The organism is Archangium lipolyticum (assembly GCF_024623785.1).
Classification (GTDB): Bacteria; Myxococcota; Myxococcia; order Myxococcales; family Myxococcaceae; genus Archangium; species Archangium lipolyticum.
The window spans coordinates 310,865-333,858 of sequence record NZ_JANKBZ010000009.1 but is presented as its reverse complement, the minus strand read 5'-3'; the positions used below and the strand labels follow the sequence as shown (position 1 = coordinate 333,858).

Sequence of the window (22,994 nt, the reverse complement as noted above, 5' to 3'; positions counted from 1 at the left end):
CGCCCGGACGACCCTCGGCCGCAAGCACGGCGGGCGGGCTCAGGGGATGACCGAGACCTCGAAGTCCTCCGAGTGGAAGAGGCCTCCCTGGCAGCCGGCCACCCCCTCGCAGGTGAGCACCTGGGCGTTGGCGGTGCCACTCAGGCGCAGGTAGTACGCCCCCTCCACCGTGGTGCCGCGCACGGAGATGCGGGCCGCGTTGCCCTCCTGCTGGACCTCGAGCGCGGCCTCCGCGCCCCCACTGGCCGGGAAGAGGCTGGCCTGCACGGGCGCCGCGAGCGTATCCGTCTCGGGCAGCCACACGTAGGTATGCGTCTGTCCGCGCCGCAGCGTGCCCGCGGTGCCACCGCTGCGCAGCAAGCGCCGCTTCGCCTTGGCATTCTCGAGCACGAGCACCACCGAGTGGGTGTCGTCCTGGAGGATGACCCGCAGGTCCTCCGTGGGCTCCTCGTTCCACTGTCCCGGATCGAAGTCGAAGGTGACGCGCGGCGCCTCGCAGACCTCGCGTCCCCCCACGCCCGTGTCGGGCACTCCCCCGGGCTCCAGCTTCATGGGCTGGCCGTTGAGGGTCGCCGTGACGTTCCCCGTGAGCCGGGCGCAGATGTCTCCGGCGGAGAAGATGGCGGTGAAGCGGTGCGCCCCCAACGTCGAGGTCTCCCGTTCCAGGGAGTCCACGTCCGTGAGGGTGAACTGCAGGGTGCGGTCCTTCAGGTCCGCGAGGGTGACGGACTCGGCCACGGTGCGGCCACAGCCGGCGAGCCCCAGCGCGGCCACCGCACCCACGACGCAACGGAGAGACGAGGCGGAAGGCATCGGCCCCACCCTACCACCACCCTTCACAATGGCTCGGTTCATGACGCCCCCTCCTCCTCCTCCCGGACAATCAGGCGCCTTTCCTTGATGGGCTCGCCTCCCGGGGCCAACATCCCCCCGCGGACAACGAGGAGGCAACGTGGCGGGCCGTGTGCTCCACCTAGCGGCGGGAAATCTGTACGGAGGCGTGGAGAGCTTCCTCGTCACCCTGGCGAGGGCTCCCCGGCGTCTCGAGCACCGCTTCGCCCTGTTCTTCGAGGGCCGTCTCGCCTCGGAGCTGCGCGCCTCCGGGGCCTCCGTCGATGTCCTCGGCCCGGCCCGGCTCGGCCGCCCGTGGACCCTCGTCGCTCCACAGCTCCGGCTTCGCCGCCTCCTGTCCTCCTGGCGCCCCGACCTGGTGCTCGTCCACTCCTCCTGGCTCAGGGCCGCCGCCGGCCCCGCACTGCTCGGTCACCGGCAGGCCCTCTTCCTCCACGGCCCGGTCGACCCCCGCTTCCCCTTGGATCGGCTCCTCGCGTGGCTGCCCCCGGACGCGCTCCTGTCCAACTCGGCCTTCACCGCCTCCTCCGCGTCCACCCTTCTGCCCGGGCTCACCCCACTCGTCACCGGCTGCCCCGTCGAAGACCGCGCTCCAAGAGAGCCCGGCGCGAGGCACGCCGTCCGCCAGGAGCTCGGCCTCGCCGAGGACACTCCCGTCATCGTCCAGGTGAGCCGCCTCGAGGCCTGGAAGGGCCAGGAGTTGTTGCTGGACTCACTCGCGCGGCTGCCTCGCGCGGCGGACTGGGCTTGTCTGGTGGTGGGCGGCGCTCAGCGCCCCGAGGAGCTGGCTCTCCTGGCCCGCCTGCGGGCTCGCGTGGAGACCCTGGGGCTGTCCGGCCGGGTGAGATTCCTCGGCCAGCGCTCCGACGTCCCCAGGTTGCTCGCCGCCGCTGACATCTTCTGCCAGCCCAACCTCGGTCCCGAGCCCTTCGGCATCGTCTTCGTCGAGGCCATGTACGCCGGCCTGCCCGTTCTCACCACGGACATGGGCGGTGCCCGGGAGATCGTCGATGCCTCGTGTGGCGCCCGGGTTCCTCCCCGGCCGGATGCCGTCGCCGAGGTGCTCGCTCGCTGGTTGGATGACCCCCAGGCTCGGCGCGCCCTGGGCCTCGCTGGGCGACAGCTCGCGGAGGGTCTTTATGTTCCCTCCGTCCGCGTGCCCTTGTTGGAGGAGGCCATTGAGCTCGCGATGCGACAGTGACCCCGTGCGCGTGTAGACCCTCACCCCAGCCCTCTCCCAGAGGGAGAGGGAGCTCTCACGGGTTCAACCCGGGGCACTCGATACCTTCACCCCGTCCCTCTCCCGAAGGGAGAGGGGGTGGGTTGGGTTGGACTTGGGTTGGGTTGGTGAACGCTTAGAAGTAGCGCTTGCGCTTGCTGCTCGGGAGGATCCCCAGCACCTCACGGTACTTCGCCACCGTGCGCCTCGCGATCTCCGTCCCCTGCGCCTTCAACAGCTCCACGATCTTCTGGTCCGAATACGGATTGCGCGGGTCTTCCTGCGACACCAGCTGCTTGATGTGGTGCTTCACCGCCTCGCTCGCCGTGTCCTCCCCGGACACCCTCGCGATCGATGAGTTGAAGAAGTACTTCAGCTCGAAGATGCCCTGCGGCGTGTGCACGTACTTGTTCGTCGTCACACGCGACACCGTCGACTCGTGCATCCCGATGTCCTCCGCCACATCCCTCAGGATGAGTGGCTTGAGGTGCGCGATGCCCTTGTCCAGGAAGTCCCTCTGGAACTTCACGATGCTCTCGGTCACCTTGTAGATGGTCCGCTGCCTCTGGTGGATCGACCGGATGAGCCACTGCGCGCTCCGCAGCTTCTCCTGGATGAACTCCTTCGTCTGCCCAGGCCCCACCCCACCGCCCTTCAGCGCGTTCCGGTACGTGCCCGAAATCCTCAGCTTCGACAGGCCGTCGTCGTTCAGCACCACCGTGTAGTCGTCATCCCCCAGCTTGTAGACGAACACGTCCGGCGTGATGTACTGCGCGTCGTCCCCACTGAAGTTGCGGCCCGGCTTCGGATCCAGCCTCGGCAACAGCTTGGACGCCTCCACCACCTCCTCGAGCGACACCTTCAGATCCTTCGCGATCGCCGGAAGGTTCTTGCTCTCGAGGTACTTCATGTGCCGCTTGATGATCAGCCCCAGCAGCGGCGCGTACTTCTCCTTCAGCGCCGCCACCTGGATGAGCAGGCACTCCTGCAGATCCCTCGCCGCGCACCCCTTGGGCTCCAGGTTCTGGATCCGGCGCAGCGTCCGCTCCGCCACCGACATGGGCACGTCCGCCTCGTTGGCCAGGCGGATCAGCGGATCCCCCTCCACCTCGTCCAGCTTCAGGTACCCGTCATGGTCCAGGTTGCCCAGGATGAGCATGCCGATCCGCCGCTCGGCCTCGTTGAGCCGCAGCGTCCCCAGCTGCTCCTGGAGGTGATCGACCAGATCCTCCTTCTCCACGAGGTTGGCCTCGAAGGAAGGCAGATCCTCCGTCGCCACGTTGCCCCGGTTGGAGGCCGTCGTGGGCTCGTTGAACTGGTAGCTGTTGAGGTAGGCCTCCCAGTCGATCTCCGGCGGCCCGTCCCCATCCGCCTTGAACTCCGGCGCCGCGTCCGGCGTCCGCGCCTCCACCCCCATCGGCAGCTCGGTGTTCGCCGCCTCCAGGGAGGCCTCGCCCGGCTCCTTCTCCGCCGTATCCCCGAATGGCGCCTCGTCCGGCTGCTCCAGGAGCGGGTTCTGGTCCATCTCCTCCCGGACCTGCTCCAGCAGCTCCATCCTGGAGAGTTGCAGCAGCTTGATGGCCTGCTGCAGCTGGGGCGTCATCACCAGCTGCTGCGACAGCTTCAGGCTCTGCTTGAGTTCCATCGCCATGCTCAGGTCTCCCGACCACTCTCAACAACCCACTCGACGGCTTCCTGCCATCAAGGACCGTGCCAAACTAACAAGGCCCCCTGACTTCGTCCAGTGTCCGGGAGTCCGGCCTACCCTTTGCATTGTGTGAATTTCTTCTTTTATTCCGCCTACTTGCACCGTCTCATTCTCGCGTAAAGACGTTCAAGAATGGACGTGCGAGCGGGCCTCCGCAAGAAGCCGTGCCGCTGTGGGGAAGGAACGGCGGAGCCGGTTCCTCGGCCCTCACACCGACTGCAAGCGGAATCGCTCCCCCAGGTAGACCGCCCGTGCCCTCGCCGAGGAGGCGATCTGCGTGGGCGTCCCCTCCTCCAGGATTTGACCCTGTGCGATGATGTAGGCGCGATCGCAGATGCCGAGGGTGTCCTGGACGTTGTGGTCGGTGATGAGGACGCCCAGTCCCCGGGACTTCAGGTGGGAGATCTGCCGCTGGAGGTCTCCCACGTTGATGGGGTCCACACCGGCGAAGGGCTCGTCGAAGAGGATGAAGCGGGGCTCGGGGATGAGCGAGCGGGCGATCTCCGCGCGGCGGCGCTCACCACCCGAGAGCGTCTCGCCCAGCGAGTCGGCCACGTGGCCCAGGCCGAACTCCTCCAGCAGCGCCTGGGCGCGCTTCTCGCGGGCGGCCTTGTCCAGGCCCCGCTGTAGCTCCAGCACGGCCAGGAAGTTCTCGCGCACGGTGAGCTTGCGGAAGATGGAGGCCTCCTGGGGGAGGTAACCCACGCCCCGCAGGGAGCGCCGGTGCATGGGCAGGTGGGTGAGGTCCTCGGTGTCCACGCGCACCCGGCCAGCGTCCGGCCGCACCAAACCCACCACCATGTTGAAGCTCGTCGTCTTCCCGGCGCCGTTGGGACCCAGCAGTCCCACCACCTCGCCCTGGGAGACGTGGAAGGACACGCCCTGCACCACCTTGCGCCGCCGGAAGGTCTTCTGCAGACCCTCGGCCCACAACTGCCCGCTCATGGCTGCTTCGCTCCCCCATCCGTGTTGCCCGTCGTGCCCTTGCCGCTCTTGCGCTTCTGCTGCTGCTCCTGGAGCGGGGCCGTCTCGACGGTGACGACCGCGTCCTTCACCTCGAAGTTCTGGTTGCCGAGCGTCATGCGCACCTCGGAGCCCCGGAGGTGGGTCGTTGGATCCCACGCCTCGGGATTGCCCGTCACCACCAGCACTCCGGTGGGCACGTCGAAGTTGGCACGCTCTCCCTTCGCCCGGCGCTGGCCATCCACCGCGCGCACGTTGCCCACGCACTCCGCCCGCGTCACCTCGCGAGGGCCGTTGTAGTAGGTGATCATCTTGTCGCACCGCAGATCCATCGTCCGGTGCTTCACCACCACGTCGCCAGTGAAGACGGCCTGGGTGCGCGTGCCCGCCACCCGCTTCGCGTTGATGTCCACCGGGTTGCGCTGCTGCGCGCCCTTCACCTTGAGCGGCGCCGACTCGAGGGTGACGACCGCGTCCTTCACCTCGAAGTTCGAGTTGCCCTGCGTCAGGCGCACCTCGGAGCCCCGGAGGTGGGCCTTCGGGTCCTTCGCCTCGGGGTTGCCCGTCACCACCAACAGGCCGGCGGGCACGTCGAAGTCGGCCCGCTCGCCCCGGGCCGTGCGCTCGCCATCCACCGCGCGCACGTTGCCCTCGCACTCCACCCGCGTCACCTCGCGGGGGCCGTTGTAGTGGGCGGTCATCTTGTCGCACCGCAGGTCCATCGTCTGGTGCTTCACCACCACGTCGCCGGTGAAGACGGCCTGGCTGCGCGAGCCCGCAACCAGCTTGGAGGTGATCTCCACCGGACTGCGAAGCTGCGAAGCCTCCACCTTGTTGGGCGCGCGGGCCCCCGCGGTGGCGGTGGCCGGCACCGGCTGGGCCACGAAGAAGGCCGTCACGAGGTACTCAATCACGCGCGGCTCCCAGGGTCGTCCGTACGGAGCCCTCGAAGGTGAAGCTCTCGTCGGGGAAGGACAGCGAGAACGTCTCGGCCTGGAGGCGGTAATCCGGCCCCTGGACCCGCACGCCCTCCGTGCCCCGCGCCCGCTGCTGGACGCCGTCATACGTGGCCCGGGGCGAGCGCGCCACCATGCCCGTGGCCGTGCGCACCTCCACGTCTCCCGAGGCCTCCAACTGCCGCGTGATGAGGTTGCCCTCCATGGTCCGCGCGCTCACCGTCGTCTCTCCGCCGGGAGCACCCTCCCCCTGGCCCCTGCCCAACACGTGGAGCGTGGCCTGGGTGGCGACGATGTCGCCCGTGCGATGGTAGGTCGCCTGCTCGGCCTCCCCCGTCATCGACAGGGTGCTGCCCTCGAACGAGCGCAGCCGCACCCCGTGCATCACCACGGCGGGAGGCTCGGAGGCGTCTCCGGTGGCCTGCTTCGGAGCGCAGGCGGCCAGGAGGGCGAGGAGGCAGGAGATGAGAACGGCACGTGGCACGGGGCCCATCTCTATCACCGGGTGGGCGTGGGTGCTCCAGCCGCGAGCATGCCCGGTGGCTCGGCGGGCCGGGTCTTCCACCGCTGGTGCATCCACACCCACTGCTCGGGGGCACGGCGGATGGCCGCTTCGATGCGCTGCGAGAGGGCGGCGGTGAGGACCAGGGCATCCGCCTCCCGGTCTCCGCTCGCCTGCCAGGGCACCTCCTCCATCCACAGCCGGTAGCCGTCGCCCTCGCGCTGGCAGAAGCCCACGACCACCGCCGCGCCCGTGCGCAGCGCCAGGTCCGCCGCCGCCCTCGGGGTGGCCGCCAGCTCGCCGAAGAAGGGGACGAAGACGGACTGCACCCGGGTGTCCTGGTCGATGAGCAGCCCGAGAATCTCCCCCGCCTTGAGGGCGCGCAGCATGGCCCGCGCCGCTCCCTCCTGGCCGCGCCAGATGCTGCGCACCCCGCCCCGGGCCCGGAAGCGCTCGACGAGAGTGGTGAGCCGCGGATCCGTGGTCTCCTTGGCGATGCTCTGGCTGGGGTAGCCCGCCCGGGCCACCCGCCGGGCCAGCAGCTCCCAGTTGCCCACGTGGCCGGAGATGAAGACGACGCCCCTGCCCCGGGCGAGCGCCGTGTCCAGGATGCGCCGGTCCTCCTCCGGCCAATGCACCAGGCGCTCGAGCTGACGGTCCATCGAGTCGGTGGCCCCGACCTCGAAGGCGGCCATGCCCAGGTGACGGAAGGAGGCACGGGCCAGGTCATGCCGCTCCGCGTCGGACTTCTCCGGGAAGGCACGGGCCAGGGACTTCAAGGCCTTACGGCGCTCGCCTCCCGCCACGGCGAAGGCGAACCGGCCGAAACCGGCTCCCAACCACCGGGCGAAGCCCAACGGGAGGCGGCTGACGATGGCCAGTGCCACACGGACGAGCAGGTAGCGGAGGAAACGCTTGAGGCGCTTTGCTAAGGGAGGGCGCTCCACGAGCGTTTCCATATCCCATGCGCGAATACAACTTCGACGGCATCGTCGGTCCCACCCACAATTATGGCGGTCTGTCGCCCGGCAACCTGGCGTCCGCCCGTCACGGCGGCGAGGTGAGCCACCCCCGAGAAGCGGCCCTCCAGGGTCTGGAGAAGATGCGCTTCGTGGCGGGCCTGGGGGTGGGCCAGGCGGTGCTGCCGCCCCAGCCGAGGCCCTCGCTCAAGGCGCTGCGCGCGCTGGGCTTCACCGGGACGGACGAGGAGGTCATCACCCGGGCCGGGCAGGAGGCCGACCACCTGCTGCGGCTGACATCCAGCTCGGCCGCCATGTGGACGGCGAACGCGGCCACGGGAGCGCCCTCGGAGGACACGGCGGACAAGCGGATGCACCTGACGCCGGCCAACCTTCAGCAGATGTTCCACCGGGCGCTGGAGGCGGAGACGACGCACGCGGTGCTGCGCGCCATCTTCGCGGACGAGAAGCACTTCGCCGTCCACGCGCCACTGCCCGGCGGCGGGCACTTCGCGGACGAGGGCGCGGCCAACCACACCCGGCTCGTCACCCCGGGACACGCGGCGGTGCACCTGCTGGCCTGGGGACGGAGCGTCTGGCGCGATGACGTGCGCCACCCCACCCGCTTCCCCGCCCGGCAGACCTTCGAGGCCAGCCAGGCGCTGGCACGGCTGCACCAGCTGGAGCGGGCGCAGGTGCTCTTCCCGCAGCAGGCCCCCGAGGGCATCGACGCGGGCGCCTTCCACACCGACGTGCTGGCGGTGGGCAACCAGAGCTTCCTCATGCTGCACGAGCTGGCCTTCGTGGACCCCCAGGGGCTGCTCAAGACGTTGCGGGAGAAGCTGGGCGAGGGCTTCACGTACGTGCTGGCCAGCGAGGAGGAGCTGCCCGCGCGGGACGCGGTGAAGGCCTACCCGTTCAACTCGCAGGTGCTCTCGCTACCGGACGGCACCATGGCCATCGTGGCGCCGGAGGAGAGCCGGGAGACGGAGCCGGCGCGGCGCTTCCTGGAGCGCGTGGTGGCGGAGAACAACCCGGTCAAGCGCGTGTATTACCTCGACGTGCGTCAGTCGATGAACAACGGTGGTGGCCCGGCGTGCCTGCGCCAGCGCGTGTGGCTCACCGACACCGAGCGCGCCGCGGTGAAGGCCAACGTCTTCTACACCCCGGAGCTGCACGAGGCGCTCGCCACCTGGGTGAAGCGGCACTACCGCGAGGACCTGCGCGCCCGGGATCTGGCGGACCCGCAGCTGGCGCGCGAGACGATGACGGCGCTCGACGAGCTGACGCGCATCCTCGGCCTGGGCAACGTGTACGATTTCCAGAGGTGAAGCCAGGGGCGCGTGCCCGCCCGCTCGGGAGGCACACGCCTGGAGAGGCATGGCCTGCGGGCCGGGGACCATCCACTTTCGAGACAGAAGGTGGCACCCATGATCCCCGAGCCCATCCAGCACTACCTCCACGAGCAGCACGTTCCCTTCCTGCGGCACTGGCACTCGCGCGCGGTGACGGCGCAGGAGCTGGCGCAATCGCTCCATGTGACGGGTTACCGCGTGGTCAAGTCGGTCATCGTCCAGGCGGACCAGAAGCTGTGGATCTGCCTCATTCCCGCCTCGGCGACGCTGGACCTGGAAAAGGTCCGGGAGACGCTCGGCGCCCGGGAGGCCCGGCTGGCCACCGAGGACGAGTTCGCGGACCGGTTCCCGGAATGCGAGCTGGGAGCGGAGCCCCCCTTCGGCAAGCTCTATGGCCTGCCCGTGCTCATGGACGGCGGCCTGGAGGTGGCGGAGGACCTGCTACTGCGCGCCGGTTCGCACGAGGAAGCCCTGGAGGTGAGCGTCGAGGACTTCGTCGGCCTCGAGTCACCCCGGATGGCCTCCATCAGCCTGGAACAACCGGAGCGGTCGCACGCCGTGCACCACGACCTGCACCCGTAGCTTGAAGGGACGAACGCTGTAGTCATGGCCTCGCGGCCCGCCCGCTCCGTAGGATGCCGGCGCCCGGCACGAGGGACACCCGCCACCTGGGTCATCCTGGCCGGCAAGGTGGAGGCCATGTCGCATCGACCGATGCTCAAGTTCCGGGGATTGCTCGCCAGCAGCATGTTGCTTGGGGCGTGTGTCAGCACCCCGGGCCGTGGCGTTCCGGGTCACTACGCGCTCGATTCGCTGTCGAACGGGTGCCTGAGGAATCCCGCCTATTGCGCCACCCTGACCGGGAAGGAGACCACGACGGTGCAGGCGGTGGGCACGGCCGTGGCCTCTGGCGCGGCGGTGCTCGCGGTGTTGGACAAGACGCTGGAGGAGCACATCCAGGAGGAGTTGGTGGATTGCGCCAACCTGGCCCGGTCAGAGGTTCTCATCCGGCACAGGGCGCAATTCGTGGACCCGACTCCGTCGGATGCAGAGTGCCGGCAGTGGACAACGGACGCCCAGGGCAGGCGCGTGACATGGGCCATGCGGCTCGGGAGCGAGATGCACGAGGTGGCCCTCCAGTGTGCCCAGGGGAAATTGAACGGTCTGCGCCCGGGCGGCTTCAGCCTGGAGCCGTGCTACCGCCACGACCTGCGGACAGGGCAGACGACCTTCATCAGCTGTGAGCAGGTCGAGGAACTGCTGGCCAATGGATGCAGCAGCGAATTGAAGGGCACCATCAGACCCGATGTCGTCATCCACACGGGAAACCCGCTCCAGGCCCTGGCCGTCTTCGATTTCAAGTTCCCCTGCGTGAACAAGGACGGCGACAAGAGTTCTGAATGGCGTGAGTACCCCGAAGGGCATCCCTGCCACGGACTCATGAATCAGGGACAACTCTACAAAAAAGCCCTGGGACCCGAACCGGTGAGGGTGGCCCCCCGATGGGGAATCCTGCGATGAGCAAGCACTACCCGAGAATCCGTATTGACCGCGGAGCTTATTTCATACGCGAAGGCGTGAGCATTGACTTCTACATGCATCCCCATTCCCACATGGGGCAAGGAGTGATTGGTGCCCTGGATGCGTATGTGCGCGCAGTGGGTCCCCAGACGCTCGACGGATATGTGGACGAAGAAGGAGACTGGCAGAAGCTCGATGATGCCATTCTGGCGCGCATCCGGGACGAAATGCTCGCGGGCACCAAGCCTACCCTGTTGCTGACGGGCACACCGCATGTCGAACAATGGTATCAGTTCCAATACCGGGGTAAGCGACCCGATCTGCCCGCGATGCGCTATCTGCCGGGAGCCATGAGTGCAATGAGCGTCTGGCTGCCCACTGAATATCTGGAAGAGCACGGGCCGGGACGGGTTTGTGAGTTGGCGATGGAATTGGCCTCTTCCCTGCCATTCCTCTGCTCCGGTTACGCAGGCCTCTCCTTCCACTGCTCCACCGACATGGTAGGGGTGATGAACAAAATCAAGAAGTTCTGTTTCCGCTACCCGGGCCTGGATATCCCCGACCTGGGATGGCTCTCGTTACACATTGGCACCCACGTGCGTGGTCCCGCATGGCTGACCTTCCTCGGCCAACCGCTGCTGGGACAACTGGGTGGCGTGGCGGAGTTGCGCTCACGACTGCGTTCCGAGGGCACTACCGTCCAGGAAATGGAAGGTGACAGGGCCGTCATCACGCTGGGCCCATGGCCCAAGGCGGGAGACACCGAACGCGGTGACGTACTGCCCGCGTATCGCGAACTCGCACGCGTCCTGGAGCCCTGGCTCTACCACCAGGAGAAAGGCCGCCGCCCCGTGTTCACCCCGGAAGACATGCTCCGCTGGGAGCGCCGCTTCCTCGACTGACCGCGTCCCTCGGAGCACCCGTGGGGCGACCGCTCAGAGTCCCTCGTCTCCGTCGGCCCTCACGTCCTCCTCCGACCCCAGCACCCGCAGCAGCTGGTCCCGCTCGTCCGCGTCCCCAATCCGCTCGCGACGCCGGGACTCCATGCGCTGGCGCTCCGCCGTCTCCAGGCGGTCCACCCACGCCTCCCCCTCCGCGCGCTTGTCGGCGGGCAGCAGCCTCAATCCCTCGCGCACCGCCCGCGCCGCGGCGTCCAACTGGTGCAGCGATTCGTGCAGACTCGCCACCTTGAACCAGGCCTCGGGGCCGGGCTGGATGCGCGCCACCGACTTCCACGACTCGAGCGCCCGCGCGCGGTGCCCCTCCTGCTCGTAGCTGGCCCCCTCCAGCATGAACAGCTGGGCCCGATGCGGCAGGCTCGAAAGGAAGGGCGCCACCTGCTGGAGCGTCTCCCGCGCACGCCGCGTCAGGCCCAGGTCCACCTGCTGCCGCGCCAGCGTGAAGGCCAGCTCCTCGTCACCCGGGAAGCGGGTGCGCAGCGCCTCGAGGAACTCGAGCGCCTCCTCCTTCCGGCCCTGGGCCCGGAGCACGTCCGCGTGCAGCAGGTGCGAGGAGAGCACGTCCGGTGCCCGGCGGGACACCTCGGCGCTGGCGGACTCGGCCTCCACCAGCTCGCGCCGGTCGAGCCGCAGACGTGCCTCGCGCTCCCACAAGCCCACCACCTCGGGAGCCTCGCCGAGGCGCTCGCGGGCCCAGGCGAGCCAGGGAAGCGCCTCCTCCGCGTGCCCCGTCCGGATGAGCTCCGTGGCGAAGGGCACCACGTCCGCCGGCGAGTCCGGCGTGAGGGCCTGGAGCTCGGCGAGGGTGCGCGCCCGCCCGAGCGCCTCCCGCCACACCAGCTCCCGGTCTCCCGCCCCGAAGGCCAGGCGGTATTCGAGGAAGGCCTGGGTGCGGCGGCCCAGCGTGAGCAGGGCTCGCGCCGCCACGCGGTGGGCCCGTGCATCCTGCGGGTTCAGGAAGAGGGCCCGGTTGGCGAAGGCGAGCGCCTCCACCGCCTCCGAGGGCCCCGCGTCCGCGAGGGCGATGCCCATCAAGTCCTGGAGCCCATGATCCGCCGGGTGCCGGTCGATGAGCGCGAGCCCCCGGGCACGCACCTCGGCGAGCGGGGCGCGCGCGGCGACGAGTCCGCCGAGCTCCTCCTCGGCCGTGGCCAAGGTGCTCCGGCCGGGAACGAGCGCGGCCAGTCCCACGGCCGTGAGCACCACTCCCACCGCGAGCACCGGCAGGGGCGCATGGCCGCGCGGGGACCCGGAGCGCTCCCAGTCATCGGACCGGGCCACGGTGGCCAGTGCCACCCAGGCCGCCACCGCGCTCGCGGGAAGCTCCAGACTGAAATCGAAGAGGTCGTGCAGCCCGAGCGCCGCCACGCCCGCCAGCACCGCCATCTCCATCACCCCCAGCCTCTCCCGGCGCAGCAACCGGCCGAAGCCCCACAGCAGCATGGCGAGCAGCAACACCCCGGGCACCCCGAGCTCGCTGGCGAGCTGCAGCACCGCGTTCTCCGGGTGCGTGGAGGTATTGATGACGGGCCGGGTCTGGTAGCGGGGGAAGACGGACTCGAAGGCACCGCGCCCCATGCCGAGCGGGAAGGCTCGCGCGGCCGAGGCCACCTCCGGCCACAGCTCCATCTTGCTCTGGCGCAGCTCCTCCACGCTGTCCGCGGTGGCCAGCTCGGCGGAGATGCGCTCGGAGGCGACGTAGCCGCCCACCACGAGCACCGCGAGGAAACACAGCAGCACGGCCCCGCCCCGGCGCCACGTGCGCGCCCGCGCCTTCTCCGCCCGGCGCCCGAGCAGCAACAGCACGAAGGCGAGCTGCCCGAAGACGAAGAAGGCGATGCCCCCGCGCGAGAGGGTCAGCAGCACGCCGGCTCCGCTCAGCACGCCGGCCACCGCGAAGGGCACCGCGCGCACCCGCGTCCCACTGGAGAGCGCGAGCCCCAACGCCACGGTGGCCGACAGGGTGAGAAAGGCCGCGAGGTGGTTGGGATTGCCGAAGGGCGTGAGGAGCGGTGGCCGCGCGTGGATGAAGGCGATGACGCCGAAGAGCCTGTCGAGGCTGAGCAACGCGTGCAGCAGCCCCAGCGAGGCCACCCCCGCTCCCGTGAAGGCGAGCGTGCTCAACAGCCGGCGGCGCGCGCGGCTGGAGCGGCACACCTGCACGGCGGCGACGAAGGTGAGCAGGTACGCCAGGTGCCGGGCCAGCTCGCGCCAGGTGGCGGGCGGGTCCAGCGACAGGGGCCGCGGGCCGTCCAGTCCCAGGGGAACGAGGGCGAAGTCACGCAGCCCGGCGGCCTCGGGGCTCAGGACGGCGAGGAGCCCCGGCGGCAACGGCACGAGCTGAAGCAGGCAGAGGAGGGCCCCCGCCCCGAGGGGAAGCGCGAGCGGCGGGAGGTACAGCGCCCGGCCCTGCCTCCTGGCCCCCACACACGCCAGGACGAAGGCGAGTCCCGAGAGCGCCACGAGCGGCCAGAGAACCCAGCCCGGCGCGCTCCCGAGCGCCAGCGGCAGCAGCACCAGCAGCATCGCCAGCACTCCCTCGGCGCCGAGGGCATACCGGGAGAGCCGGGAGTGGGAGTCAGACACGGGGAACATGGGGGCGGCCCGAGTATGTCACGGGTCCGAACAGGCGCTCGGAAGTGGCCGCTTCCGGACCCGCCTCCCCAGGGGAAGCCGGGATGCGGAGGGAAGCCCGCCCGCCTGCTCAGAAGGACAGCGAGGCCACCCTCATGAAGCTCTCGGCCCGTCCATCGCGCCAGGCCTGCACGGAGGACTCCGGCCTCGCCTGCTTCAGCTCGCGCAGCTCGTCCTCGAGCTGACCGCGCCTGCGGAGGAGGTCATCGCGCTCGGCTCGGGCCGCCTCCGAGGCGTTGATGCCACTGACGATGCCCACGATGAGCAGGGCCACGCCACCACCTCCCAGCACCGTGAGCGCCGCGCCGATACCAACGAGCGTGGCCGCGTACTGCGTCGACACGGCCAGCCCGTAGACGATCAGCGGGAGCCCGACGAGCAGCATCGGCGCCAGCACGTAGCCCGCGTAGGACATCACCAGAGAGCCGATGGGCCAGTTCGTACTGGTGCGGCGCAGGCGTGTGTTGATGTCGTCAATCTCACGGGACAGCGCGCGGATGCGCTCCTCATGGCTCTCCGTGGCGGGAGCCTCGAGCCGGGAGAGCAGGACCGCCTCCTCCCGCGTGTCCCGGGCCACGAGCAGCCTCGCCGAAGGCCCCGGTTCGGCACGGGCGGGAGCCAGCAACGAGGCCTGGCCGGGCATGGGTGAAACGGCGAGCAGGACGAGGAGGAGCGACGTCATGACGAGGGAGTCTCCCGGAAAGTGAGCAACCGGAGAGGCTAGCACCCGACCCTGCCTCCGCCATTGCTTGCATCCAGGACTCCATCTGGCATCTTCGCCCACCTCATGCGCCGCTCCGCCACCCTCCTCCTGATCTCCTCCGCCCTGCTCGCCCTCGCCGGTTGCAAGAGTTCGTGCCGGGAACTGTCGGAGCGGCTCTGCGATTGTGTCGAGCCCGTCAACCGCACCATCTGCCTCCAGGCCGTGGCCGATGAACAGACACGCGTCGAGGAGACCGAGGAGCAGCTCGCCGCCTGCGAGGAGAAGCTGACGACGTGCGTCGCCCCTCCCCCGGACGAGCAGGACACGGATCCGAACAATCAGGACGAAGAAGCCCAGAACCGGCGCTTCTGCGCGTTCATCCGGACGGACAAGGGCAAGCAGGACTGCGGTCTGGCCCGCTGAACCCCGGCCGCACCGGGCCCCCCACCCTCTCCCTTTGGGAGAAGGCCGGGGTGAGGGTCTACCGCCTGCCCAGACCCATGTACGAGAAGCCCAGCTCCTTCATCCGCGACGGGTCGTAGATGTTGCGGCCGTCGAAGATGACAGGGGTCTTCATCAGCGCCTTCATGCGCTCGAAGTCCGGGTGGCGGAACTCGTTCCACTCGGTGACGACGAAGAGCGCGTCCGCGCCCTCCAGCGCCTCGTAGGGCACGTTCGTGTAGCGGATGCGCTCGCCGAACACCCGCCGCGCCGTGCGCTCGGCCACGGGGTCATGCGCCGACACCTGCGCGCCCTTGGCCAGCAGGCCCTCGATGACCTCGATGGACGGGGCCTCGCGCATGTCGTCCGTCTTCGGCTTGAAGGCCAGGCCCCACACCGCGAACTTGCGCCCGTCCAGCGAGCCGAAGTGCTTGAGCGCCTTGTGCACCAGCGCCTTCTTCTGCCGCTCGTTGGTGCGCTCCACCGCGCGCAGCAGATCCAACTCCAGGCCCTGCTCGCGGCCCTTGGCCACCAGCGCCTTCACGTCCTTGGGGAAGCACGAGCCGCCGTAGCCCACGCCCGGGAAGAGGAACGGGTAGCCGATGCGCTTGTCCGCCCCCATTCCCTTGCGCACGAAGTCCACGTCCGCGCCCACCCGCTCGCAGAGCGCGGCGATGTCGTTCATGAACGAGATGCGCGTGGCCAGCATCGCGTTGGCCGCGTACTTCGTCAGCTCGGCCGAGCGCGTGTCCATGTAGAGGATGGGGTTCTCCGTGCGCACGAACGGCGCGTACAACTGGCCCATCACCTTGCGCGCCCGCTCCGACTCCGTGCCGATCACCACCCGGTCCGGCTTGAGGAAGTCGTCCAGCGCCGCTCCCTCCTTGAGGAACTCGGGGTTGGAGACGACGTCGAACTCCACCTCCGTCACGCGGGAGATGACCTCGCGCACCTTGTCCGCGGTGCCCACCGGCACGGTGCTCTTGTCCACCACCACCGTGTACTGGCGCATCGCCCGGCCGATCTGCTCCGCCGCCGCCAGCACGTACTGGAGGTCCGCCTCGCCCGTCTCACCCTCGGGCGTGCCCACGGCGATGAACACCACCTGCGCACGCGACACCGACGCGGCCAGGTCCGTGGTGAAGCTCAGGCGCCTGTCCCGCGTGTTCTTGCGGATGAGCTCCTCGAGACCCGGCTCGTAGATGGGAACCTCTCCCTGTTGAAGCTGGGCGATCTTCCGCGCGTCGATATCCACGCAGATGACGTCGTTACCCGAGTCCGCGAAGCAGGTACCCGCGACGAGACCTACGTAGCCCGTTCCGATGATGGCGATGTGCATGAGCGTCCTGGCTGACAGAAGCCGGGAACGCTCTTACGCCGGGAGGGGCACCCGGGGGAAGGGGCGAGTCACGTCCAGGCGCCCCCCTCATTGCCCGGTGAGCAGCCGGCGCAACCGATCCGAGCCCCGCACATGGCTCATCTGGCCGGGCTCGCTCGCCGGGTTGACGACCAGCCTGTCCAGCAACTCGCGCGTGGCGCGGCGCAGCGGCGGCAGGGCCGGCTTCACCGCCTCGGTCGTCTCGGGGAACAGCCGCGCCACGAGGGACAGCGACGCATACAGGGAGCGCTCCAGCCTCCACGCCTTCGCCCGCTCCAGCAACAGCGCTACATCCATGGAGCGCGAGTAGAGGCCCCCCATCGACTTCGCCCCCATCACCAGCTCGCGCAGGTCCACGAAGGACAGCCAGGGCACCTGGTAGCCCTCTCGCGCGTGCTGCAGGACGACGAGCAGCACCATGTCCTCCAGGTCCGGACGGTAGACGGAGGAGCCGTACATCCTCATCGGCTTCGCACGCTCGAAGATGCCTTGGACCTCGTCGCGGCGCTCGGAGCCGAGCACGTCCGCGTAGAGGAAGATGGGGGTCCGGCCGTCGGACACCACCCGGGCCGCGCCATGGGCGGGCTCGTCGGGCTCCGGACGGAACTCGTGCTGGGCGAGGTAGCCGGCGAAGGCATCCACGTCCATGCGCCGCAACAGCATCTGGATTTCCAGCACCGGGCGGAAGGCCACGTGCGGATAGAGCGTGTCGGCGAAGGCGGCTCCTCCCAACAGGAGGAGCTTGCGGCCCTCCAGGTCATCCACGGAGCGCTTGAAGTTGACCAGCTTCATCACGTTGTCGTTGAGCGAGCCCTGGTAGATGCTCAGCAACCGGTCGCGAGCCCACTCCGGCGCGTCCGCCCCACCCAGCCGGTACTCGAGGTTGTACGAGGCCAACGGCGCCAGACCCTGCGCGATGGACCAGTCCACGTACTCCTCCCACGGCGCCCCGCGCAGTGAACGGCGCGGTGGGTCGAACGAGGCCAGGAGACGGAAGGTGTCGATGAGACTGATCGCCATGAGGCCGGACCTTTAGCGACTCGCACGCACGGGACGCAATCGGAAGCCTGCTCTTGACGTCACCGGGCCACTGGTTGTTGGCTGCGCGACCATGACCCAGACCTTTCGTCTTTCGACCCTCGCCCTCGGCGCGGGACTGCTCGCCGGCTGCGGTGCGTCCGGCGGCTTCATCCGCGATGCCATCTCCACCCAGCAGCTCGAGTACCGCATGGATGTCGCGGGCGTACGCTATGTGAAACCGGCCAGCGGCGCGTCCTCCACCGGCTCCGTGCTCTGCATCATCCCGCTCTCCACCAACCTGTACCAGGAGGCGATGCAGGAGCTGTACCTCTCCGCCGAGCTCGCGCCCAACCAGGTCATCATGAACCTGCGCGAGGACTACGCCATCCGCTCCTACCTGGGCTTCTACTGCACCCGCCAGCTCACCGTGTCTGGCGACGTGTTCGAGCTCACGCCGTCCGGCGCGGCCGGGCGCCCGTCCGTCAGCAAGTAGTCCAGCGCCCGCCCACCTCCCGCGGCGCTCAGTCCACTGGAGTCGCCGCGGGCAGGTTCCACTCGAAGTTCCGCACCTGGAAGCTCATCCAGGGGCTCGCCCCCGAGATGCCCAACGAGGCCAGGGGGCTGTCCTCGGGGATGGACCACTCGGTCCGCATCAGCCGGGGCGAGAAGTGGATCGCCGTCTTCGGTGACTGCACCTTCCCATCCAGCATCTGCAGGTTCGGCAGGCTCATCGGGATGCGGACGCTGTCGGGCAGTCCAGCGACCACGTCGCAGCTCATCCTCGCCAGCTCCTTCTTCCGTGAATCCCAACCGATGCCCCTGAAGGCCCCCTCGGGCGGATGGTGGTCGAACTCGAACCGCGCCATCTCCTTGGGCATGCCCCACAGCGCGCGGCCTCCACGCATGGAGCGCTCGCTGTCCACCCACATGTGGGTGACCGTAAGCCCCCGGTGGCGCGGTTCCCGCGTCCTCACGCTGACGGCACCGAAGAGCTCACCATAGGTGAGCACGCTCCCCTCCTGGTAGTCCACGAAGCAGGCGACGACGCACACACGGCCCGCGAAGGTGAGCAGCTCGAAGGTTGGATCCACACGGAACTGGATGCGCTCGGCGGGCACCATCCACATGGAGCCGTAGATCTGTCCCCGGAGGACCCAGGGAGCGGGAGGAAAGTCTTTCGACGCCGAGGACCTGGACACGAGCGGGGCTCCCTTCAGGGTGAGGACACGAAGTGCGCGCGCAGCGCCGCGAGCCCATCCTCCCGCAGCCGACGCGCGGTATAGCGTGCCATGGGCAACAGCCGTGGCGCGAGCAACAGCTTCGCCGCCACCCACGCCGGCTTGTGGTTCATCAGTTCCGTGTCCAACAGCCGCTCGGCGGTGAAGAAGCGCGCCGCCATCATCCGCTGCCACGAGGGCGGAGCCAGCGCCGCCAGCGTCACCTCCGGCACCGGCGCTCCCACCAGCCGCCACGCCGCCTCCAGCGCGTACCACGCCAGGTGGGGGAAGGCCGTCCCGCGCGCCACCTCCACCACCCGCCCCCAGTCCAGCCCGGGATGGGCCAGCATCAGCAGCTTCAGGTCGAACAGCCACGACAGCCGCTGCAGCAGGTGGTTGCTCGCGTGCAGCGCGAGGTAGACGAGCTCGTCCTCCGCGCTCAGGTAGCGCACGCGCCGGCCCTCCAGCACCGCCTCCTCCGCGCGCGCCAGCAGCGCCCGTCCCTCCAGCGCCTGGCCGTAGCCGACGAGGGCGCGGAAGTGCAGCTCCACCATCCCCGCGGCACCCGAGAAGGTCAGGTGGTGCTCGTGCTCCCGCGCGTGCGCCGCCGCCGCCTCGCTCAGCGGCCTCAACCCCAGCCCCTCCAGGACACGCGAGGCCGGCGCCACCTCCTCGTCCGCCACCAGCAGGTCCACGTCCGTGGTGGCCCGCTGCAGCGGCTCCGGATAGAGGCGCACGGCCAGCCCGTGGCCCTTGAGCAGCACTGGCACCACCCCCACCGGAGCCAGCGCGTCCAGGCTCCGCAGCAGCAGCGCCTTCACACGCATGCCCCGGGCGGCCTGGGCCAGGGCCTCGCGGCGCAGGCGCGTGCGCACCGGCTCGTCCAGCGCCCAGCCCGAGCGCCCCAGCGCGTGCTGCACGAAGCCCGCGAGCCCATGCCGGGCCGCCGCGTGCACGAAGGCCTCCGCGTCTCCGGGCACGGAGCCCCCCGGGGCCTCCGGCCAGGCCCGGAGCACGTCCAGGAGCGCCCGCGCGCCCATGCCGCTCACCGCCGCAACGAGACGACGCGCAGGGGATCCGCCTCGGCCTGGGCCAGCAGCTTCCCGGCCCGGTCCCCCACCGCGTCCACCACCAGCTCCAGCGCCAGCTCCTCGTCGCGGTTGATCTCCGAGCGCCCGTCACTCCAGGCGATCAGGAACCGGCCGAGCGTCTCGCCCGAGCCCTCCACCCGCAGGGACACCTCCAGCGGCAGCGCCGCGCCGGCGGGCCGCCGCGTCTCGAAGGTGAGCCCGTCGCGGTTGCCGTCACGCTGGCGCTCGAGGCGCAGCTCCAGACGAGAGGCGTCGAGCGCCTCCGCCAGCGGACGCACCGCGGCCCAGAGGTCCTTCGGCCCATTGGCCACGCGCACCTCGTCGGTGACGCCCTTCACCAGCGAGCGCAGCCGGATGTTCTTGCGCCGCAACTCGCTCATGCCGCTGGCGCGCCGCAGGTCCAGGTAGCCCAGCTTGCGCATCAGCACCGCCACCACCACCCCCATGCCCGTCAGCAGCATGGCGCTCTGCGCTCTGTTGGCCCAGTGCAGACCGAGCGCCGTCAGCGTGAAGAGGGCGCACAGCCCGTACAGCACCAGCACCGTCGCGCGGTGGCTGAGCACCAGCCGGCTCATCATCCGGTGGTGGATGTGCTCCTTGTCCGCGCTGAACATGGGCCGGCCCAGCAGCGTGCGCCGCACCATGGCCAGCAGCGTGTCCATGATGGGCAGGCCCAGCGCCATCACCGGCACCAGCATGGCCACCGCGGTACCGCTCTTGGCGCTCGTCTTGATGGAGACGGCCGCCAGCACGAACCCCAGGAACATGCTGCCCGTGTCCCCCATGAAGATGGAGGCCGGGTTGAAGTTGAAGACGAGGAAGCCGAGGATGGCGCCCGCCAGCGCCGCCATCAGCAGGCACAGCAGCACGTCCCCACGGCTGAGCGCGAGGATGAAGTTGGTGCCCACCCCGAAGAAGGCCACCCCACCGGCCAGCCCGTCCAACCCGTCGATGAGGTTGAGCGCGTTGATGACCCCCACCACCCAGAACACGGTGAAGGGCAGCCCCAGCAGGCCCAGCGGCACCTCGGGCCCGAAGGGATTGGCGAGGACCTCGATGCGGAAGCCCAGCGCGTACAGCCCGAGCGCCACCAGCATCTGCACGCTGAACTTCAGCTTCGCGCCCGCGCCCCTCAAGTCGTCATAGAGTCCCAGCAGCGCCACCACCAGCCCGCCGCCGAACAGACCCCACACCAGCTCCGTCTGAGAGAGGAACTGGACACCCACCACCGAGTCCACCAGGAAGAGCGCACAGAGCGGCGCGAAGAATCCGCCCACGATACCAATTCCGCCCAGACGGGGAATGGGACGGACGTGGACCTTCCGGCTGGAGTTGGCCTGATCCACCCAGCCCCAGACCAGGGCACGGTTACGCACCACCAGCGTCAGCACCAGGGCCACCATCAGCGCGACGAGGAATGCCACCAGATAGGTAATCATCTCGAACTCTCCACCCCCAAAGGCGGCGCATGGTGCCGAGATGGGCGCGGTGCGTCAATGCCCGGAGGTGTGACAAATATGTCGTCCGGATGGGGAGGGACCGACCGGACAATTCAATCCCCCCGCGATGCAATCCCCTGTACCCAAGCCGGGGTGGGATTGTGTAAGAGGGCGCCGTGAACGAGAAGGCTCTGCTCCTCGCAGCCAATGCCGTGGCCCGACAAGGTGGCCAGGGCCTCAACCTCCAGCACATGCTCGAGGCGCTCCGCGAGGATTTCTCGCTGAGCGTCTTCTGTCGTGACTCGGGAGAGCCGCGCACCCACCGGGTGCCCGCCTCGCCCCTGTCCACGTGGATGGGGCGCGTGCCGCTGCTGCGCCGCCGCCGCGACTGGATGGTGCTCGCGAGCGACCTGCACTTCGACCGTTACGTGGCCTCGAACCTGCCCGCCGCGGACGTCTTCCAGGGCGTGGTGGGCCAGTGCGCCGAGAGCCTCCATGCCGCCCGCCGGCGGGGCATGCGCACGGTGCTGGACGTGGTGAACACCCATGTGGAGGACTTCCGCTCCCACGTGGACCGCGAGTCGCGCAAGTTCGGCCTCAAGGGCAACATCGGCCCGCGCATGTACCGGCGCATCCTCGACGAATACCGCACCGCGGACGTGGTGCGCGTCATGTCCGAGCGCGCCCGGCGCACCTTCCTCGCGCGCGGCTTCCCCGAGGAGAAGCTGGTGGTGGCCACGCCGCCCCTGGACCTCTCGGAGTTCCCCCAGGCCACCTTCCCACAGGACGTCTTCCGGGTGAGCTTCGTGGGCCTCATCGAGCCGTGGAAGGGCTTCCACTACCTGCTGGAGGCCTGGGACTCGCTGAAGCCCAAGGACGCGGAGCTGGTGCTCTGGGGCGGGCCGGGCTCGCGCGCGGCGACGAACATGCTGCGCGAGTTCCAGGCGCGCGACGCCTCCCTCGTGGTGAAGCCGGTGGAGGTGCGCAAGGTGGGCTACGGCGAGGTGTACGGGAAGACGAGCGTCCTGGTACACCCCTCGCTGGCCGACGGCTTCTCCTACTCCGTGGCCGAGGCCATGGCCAGCGGCGTGCCCGTCATCGTCACCGACAACACCGGCGCGGCGGACCTGGTGGAGGACGGCGTCAACGGCTACATCGTCCCCACCGGTGACGCACGCGCCATCCGCGAGCGGTTGGAGCACCTGCACCGCCACCCGGAGCTGCTGCCTGGCATGGGCGCCAAGGCCCGCGAGGCCGTGCAGCGCCACCTCACCCCCGAGAACTTCCGGCGCCCGCTCGTCACGCGCATCCAGCAGGCCCTCACATGAGCACTCCTCCTCCCGATACCGGCTCTCCCCTCTCGGACGTCACCGCCGTGCTGCTGTGTGGCGGCAAGGGCGAGCGCCTCCGTCCCTTCACCGAGCACCTCCCCAAGCCCCTCGTCCCCCTGCGCGGCAAGCCGCTGCTCCAGCACCTGCTGCGCTACCTGTCCCTGCAGGGCGTGCGCCGCTTCGTCCTGTGCACCGGCTACAAGGCCGAGGCCATCGTCCGCTTCGTCGAGGAGCTGTCCCTGCCCTCGGGTATCGAAGAGGTGGTGTGCGTGGACTCGGGTGAGGACGCCAGCATGGCGGACCGCGTGCTGGATGCACGCCGGCACGTGCCCGGCCGGGCGCTCGTCTGCTACGGCGACACCCTGGCCAACGTGGACCTGGGCTCGCTCGCCCGCCACCACACGGAGGCCGGAGCCCTGGCCACGATGACGGTGTACCCGCTGCAGAGCCCCTACGGCATCGTCTCCATGGACGGGGACACGGACCGGGTGTCGGGGCTGCTGGAGAAGCCCGTGCTGCCGTATTGGATCAACATCGGCTTCATCCTCTGCGAGCCCGCCGCGCTGGACGAGATGCGGCGGGGGACGGACCTGATGATGTTCCTCGGCGCGCTGACGAAGCGCGGGGCCGTACGGGCACACAAGCACCAGGGCAAGCACCTCACGGTGAACACCGAGAAGGAACGCACCGAAGCCGAGGGCGAGATCGAATTCTTCACCCTTCTGGAAGGGACGGGAACATGAGCG

General features: G+C 69.5%; 22 protein-coding genes. 9 read left to right on the top strand and 13 right to left on the bottom strand.

Annotation, left to right across the window (positions count from 1 at the left end):
• Positions 1–39: 39 nt before the first annotated feature.
• Positions 40–855 carry a hypothetical protein gene (locus tag NR810_RS21720; protein ID WP_257455116.1) on the bottom strand — a complete coding sequence of 272 codons (816 nt, stop codon included), beginning with the start codon at positions 853–855 and terminating at the stop codon, positions 40–42.
• A 97-nt stretch (positions 856–952) separates the two neighbouring features.
• Here NR810_RS21720 and NR810_RS21715 point away from each other — a divergent pair, with 97 nt between their 5' ends.
• Positions 953–2,053 carry a glycosyltransferase gene (locus NR810_RS21715; protein ID WP_257455115.1) on the top strand — a complete coding sequence of 367 codons (1,101 nt, stop codon included), beginning with the start codon at positions 953–955 and terminating at the stop codon, positions 2,051–2,053.
• Between the two features lie 154 nt (positions 2,054–2,207).
• Here NR810_RS21715 and rpoN read toward each other — a convergent pair whose 3' ends face one another.
• The 5 genes from rpoN to NR810_RS21690 all read right to left on the bottom strand — a co-directional run bounded on the left by rpoN (position 2,208) and on the right by NR810_RS21690 (position 7,147).
• Positions 2,208–3,722 carry an RNA polymerase factor sigma-54 gene (gene rpoN / locus NR810_RS21710; RefSeq protein WP_257455114.1) on the bottom strand — a complete coding sequence of 505 codons (1,515 nt, stop codon included), beginning with the start codon at positions 3,720–3,722 and terminating at the stop codon, positions 2,208–2,210.
• 264 nt (positions 3,723–3,986) lie between these two features.
• Positions 3,987–4,724 (bottom strand): LPS export ABC transporter ATP-binding protein, encoded by a 738-nt coding sequence (gene lptB / locus NR810_RS21705; protein WP_257455113.1) that lies wholly within the window; start codon positions 4,722–4,724, stop codon positions 3,987–3,989.
• Complete coding sequence (locus NR810_RS21700) at positions 4,721–5,656, bottom strand: LptA/OstA family protein (protein ID WP_257455112.1); 936 nt, start codon at positions 5,654–5,656, stop codon at positions 4,721–4,723. Before NR810_RS21700 ends, lptB begins: the two co-directional genes overlap by 4 nt.
• Positions 5,649–6,191, bottom strand: coding sequence for an LPS export ABC transporter periplasmic protein LptC (gene lptC / locus NR810_RS21695; RefSeq protein WP_257455111.1), 543 nt, complete (start codon positions 6,189–6,191; stop codon positions 5,649–5,651). Before lptC ends, NR810_RS21700 begins: the two co-directional genes overlap by 8 nt.
• A 5-nt stretch (positions 6,192–6,196) precedes the next feature.
• Positions 6,197–7,147: a lysophospholipid acyltransferase family protein gene (locus tag NR810_RS21690; RefSeq protein WP_407653813.1), complete on the bottom strand. Its 951-nt coding sequence runs from the start codon at positions 7,145–7,147 to the stop codon at positions 6,197–6,199.
• Positions 7,148–7,164: 17 nt separating this feature from the next.
• On the opposite strand from NR810_RS21690, the gene astB reads away from it, so the two are divergent.
• From astB to NR810_RS21670, 4 genes are all read left to right on the top strand, one after another.
• Positions 7,165–8,490: an N-succinylarginine dihydrolase gene (gene astB, locus NR810_RS21685; RefSeq protein ID WP_257455109.1), complete on the top strand. Its 1,326-nt coding sequence runs from the start codon at positions 7,165–7,167 to the stop codon at positions 8,488–8,490.
• 99 nt (positions 8,491–8,589) lie between these two features.
• Positions 8,590–9,096 (top strand): aminoacyl-tRNA deacylase, encoded by a 507-nt coding sequence (locus NR810_RS21680; RefSeq protein ID WP_257455108.1) that lies wholly within the window; start codon positions 8,590–8,592, stop codon positions 9,094–9,096.
• 117 nt (positions 9,097–9,213) lie between these two features.
• Positions 9,214–10,035, top strand: coding sequence for a hypothetical protein (locus NR810_RS21675; RefSeq protein WP_257455106.1), 822 nt, complete (start codon positions 9,214–9,216; stop codon positions 10,033–10,035).
• Complete coding sequence (locus NR810_RS21670; RefSeq protein WP_257455105.1) at positions 10,032–10,937, top strand: DUF3396 domain-containing protein; 906 nt, start codon at positions 10,032–10,034, stop codon at positions 10,935–10,937. Before NR810_RS21675 ends, NR810_RS21670 begins: the two co-directional genes overlap by 4 nt.
• A gap of 33 nt (positions 10,938–10,970) precedes the next feature.
• Here NR810_RS21670 and NR810_RS21665 read toward each other — a convergent pair whose 3' ends face one another.
• Together NR810_RS21665 and NR810_RS21660 are read right to left on the bottom strand one after the other, a co-directional pair.
• Positions 10,971–13,589, bottom strand: coding sequence for an O-antigen ligase family protein (locus NR810_RS21665; RefSeq protein WP_257455104.1), 2,619 nt, complete (start codon positions 13,587–13,589; stop codon positions 10,971–10,973).
• 109 nt (positions 13,590–13,698) lie between these two features.
• Positions 13,699–14,310, bottom strand: a complete 612-nt coding sequence (locus NR810_RS21660) for a hypothetical protein (RefSeq protein WP_257455103.1) — start codon at positions 14,308–14,310, stop codon at positions 13,699–13,701.
• Positions 14,311–14,415: 105 nt separating this feature from the next.
• On the opposite strand from NR810_RS21660, the gene NR810_RS21655 reads away from it, so the two are divergent.
• Entirely contained in the window at positions 14,416–14,754 is a 339-nt protein-coding gene (locus tag NR810_RS21655; RefSeq protein WP_257455102.1) for a hypothetical protein, read from the top strand.
• Positions 14,755–14,812: 58 nt separating this feature from the next.
• Here the strand turns inward: NR810_RS21655 and NR810_RS21650 are convergent, their stop codons facing one another.
• Together NR810_RS21650 and NR810_RS21645 are read right to left on the bottom strand one after the other, a co-directional pair.
• Positions 14,813–16,111 (bottom strand): UDP-glucose dehydrogenase family protein, encoded by a 1,299-nt coding sequence (locus NR810_RS21650; protein WP_257455101.1) that lies wholly within the window; start codon positions 16,109–16,111, stop codon positions 14,813–14,815.
• Positions 16,112–16,198: 87 nt separating this feature from the next.
• Complete coding sequence (locus NR810_RS21645) at positions 16,199–17,170, bottom strand: nucleotidyltransferase family protein (RefSeq protein ID WP_257455099.1); 972 nt, start codon at positions 17,168–17,170, stop codon at positions 16,199–16,201.
• A 91-nt stretch (positions 17,171–17,261) separates the two neighbouring features.
• On the opposite strand from NR810_RS21645, the gene NR810_RS21640 reads away from it, so the two are divergent.
• On the top strand, positions 17,262–17,663 hold the full coding sequence (locus NR810_RS21640; protein ID WP_257455098.1) for a DUF6567 family protein: 402 nt from the start codon (positions 17,262–17,264) through the stop codon (positions 17,661–17,663).
• Positions 17,664–17,691: 28 nt separating this feature from the next.
• On the opposite strand, the gene NR810_RS21635 is transcribed toward NR810_RS21640, so the two are convergent.
• Genes NR810_RS21635 through NR810_RS21625 form a run of 3 tightly spaced genes read right to left on the bottom strand, consistent with a single transcriptional unit; the run spans position 17,692 to position 20,917 of the window.
• Positions 17,692–18,369 carry an acetoacetate decarboxylase family protein gene (locus tag NR810_RS21635; RefSeq protein WP_257455097.1) on the bottom strand — a complete coding sequence of 226 codons (678 nt, stop codon included), beginning with the start codon at positions 18,367–18,369 and terminating at the stop codon, positions 17,692–17,694.
• Positions 18,370–18,383: 14 nt separating this feature from the next.
• Positions 18,384–19,427: a nucleotidyltransferase family protein gene (locus NR810_RS21630; protein ID WP_257455096.1), complete on the bottom strand. Its 1,044-nt coding sequence runs from the start codon at positions 19,425–19,427 to the stop codon at positions 18,384–18,386.
• A gap of 5 nt (positions 19,428–19,432) precedes the next feature.
• The gene (locus NR810_RS21625; protein ID WP_257455095.1) at positions 19,433–20,917 is read right to left on the bottom strand and encodes an MraY family glycosyltransferase; all 1,485 of its coding nucleotides are present in this window, start codon (positions 20,915–20,917) and stop codon (positions 19,433–19,435) included.
• Between the two features lie 176 nt (positions 20,918–21,093).
• On the opposite strand from NR810_RS21625, the gene NR810_RS21620 reads away from it, so the two are divergent.
• Together NR810_RS21620 and NR810_RS21615 are read left to right on the top strand one after the other, a co-directional pair.
• The gene (locus NR810_RS21620) at positions 21,094–22,245 is read left to right on the top strand and encodes a glycosyltransferase family 4 protein (protein ID WP_257455094.1); all 1,152 of its coding nucleotides are present in this window, start codon (positions 21,094–21,096) and stop codon (positions 22,243–22,245) included.
• Complete coding sequence (locus NR810_RS21615; RefSeq protein WP_257455093.1) at positions 22,242–22,991, top strand: nucleotidyltransferase family protein; 750 nt, start codon at positions 22,242–22,244, stop codon at positions 22,989–22,991. Before NR810_RS21620 ends, NR810_RS21615 begins: the two co-directional genes overlap by 4 nt.
• Positions 22,992–22,994 lie beyond the last annotated feature (3 nt).

What these genes read in the sequence shown, in the direction of transcription:
- NR810_RS21720 (WP_257455116.1), bottom strand. Translation starts at nt 855, where the DNA reads ATGAACCGAGCCATTGTGAAGGGTGGTGGTAGGGTGGGGCCGATGCCT.
- rpoN (WP_257455114.1), bottom strand. Translation starts at nt 3,722, where the DNA reads ATGGCGATGGAACTCAAGCAGAGCCTGAAGCTGTCGCAGCAGCTGGTG.
- lptB (WP_257455113.1), bottom strand. Translation starts at nt 4,724, where the DNA reads ATGAGCGGGCAGTTGTGGGCCGAGGGTCTGCAGAAGACCTTCCGGCGG.
- lptC (WP_257455111.1), bottom strand. Translation starts at nt 6,191, where the DNA reads ATGGGCCCCGTGCCACGTGCCGTTCTCATCTCCTGCCTCCTCGCCCTC.
- astB (WP_257455109.1), top strand. Translation starts at nt 7,165, where the DNA reads ATGCGCGAATACAACTTCGACGGCATCGTCGGTCCCACCCACAATTAT.
- NR810_RS21680 (WP_257455108.1), top strand. Translation starts at nt 8,590, where the DNA reads ATGATCCCCGAGCCCATCCAGCACTACCTCCACGAGCAGCACGTTCCC.
- NR810_RS21675 (WP_257455106.1), top strand. Translation starts at nt 9,214, where the DNA reads ATGTCGCATCGACCGATGCTCAAGTTCCGGGGATTGCTCGCCAGCAGC.
- NR810_RS21670 (WP_257455105.1), top strand. Translation starts at nt 10,032, where the DNA reads ATGAGCAAGCACTACCCGAGAATCCGTATTGACCGCGGAGCTTATTTC.
- NR810_RS21665 (WP_257455104.1), bottom strand. Translation starts at nt 13,589, where the DNA reads ATGTTCCCCGTGTCTGACTCCCACTCCCGGCTCTCCCGGTATGCCCTC.
- NR810_RS21660 (WP_257455103.1), bottom strand. Translation starts at nt 14,310, where the DNA reads ATGACGTCGCTCCTCCTCGTCCTGCTCGCCGTTTCACCCATGCCCGGC.
- NR810_RS21655 (WP_257455102.1), top strand. Translation starts at nt 14,416, where the DNA reads ATGCGCCGCTCCGCCACCCTCCTCCTGATCTCCTCCGCCCTGCTCGCC.
- NR810_RS21650 (WP_257455101.1), bottom strand. Translation starts at nt 16,111, where the DNA reads ATGCACATCGCCATCATCGGAACGGGCTACGTAGGTCTCGTCGCGGGT.
- NR810_RS21645 (WP_257455099.1), bottom strand. Translation starts at nt 17,170, where the DNA reads ATGGCGATCAGTCTCATCGACACCTTCCGTCTCCTGGCCTCGTTCGAC.
- NR810_RS21640 (WP_257455098.1), top strand. Translation starts at nt 17,262, where the DNA reads ATGACCCAGACCTTTCGTCTTTCGACCCTCGCCCTCGGCGCGGGACTG.
- NR810_RS21630 (WP_257455096.1), bottom strand. Translation starts at nt 19,427, where the DNA reads ATGGGCGCGCGGGCGCTCCTGGACGTGCTCCGGGCCTGGCCGGAGGCC.
- NR810_RS21625 (WP_257455095.1), bottom strand. Translation starts at nt 20,917, where the DNA reads ATGATTACCTATCTGGTGGCATTCCTCGTCGCGCTGATGGTGGCCCTG.
- NR810_RS21615 (WP_257455093.1), top strand. Translation starts at nt 22,242, where the DNA reads ATGAGCACTCCTCCTCCCGATACCGGCTCTCCCCTCTCGGACGTCACC.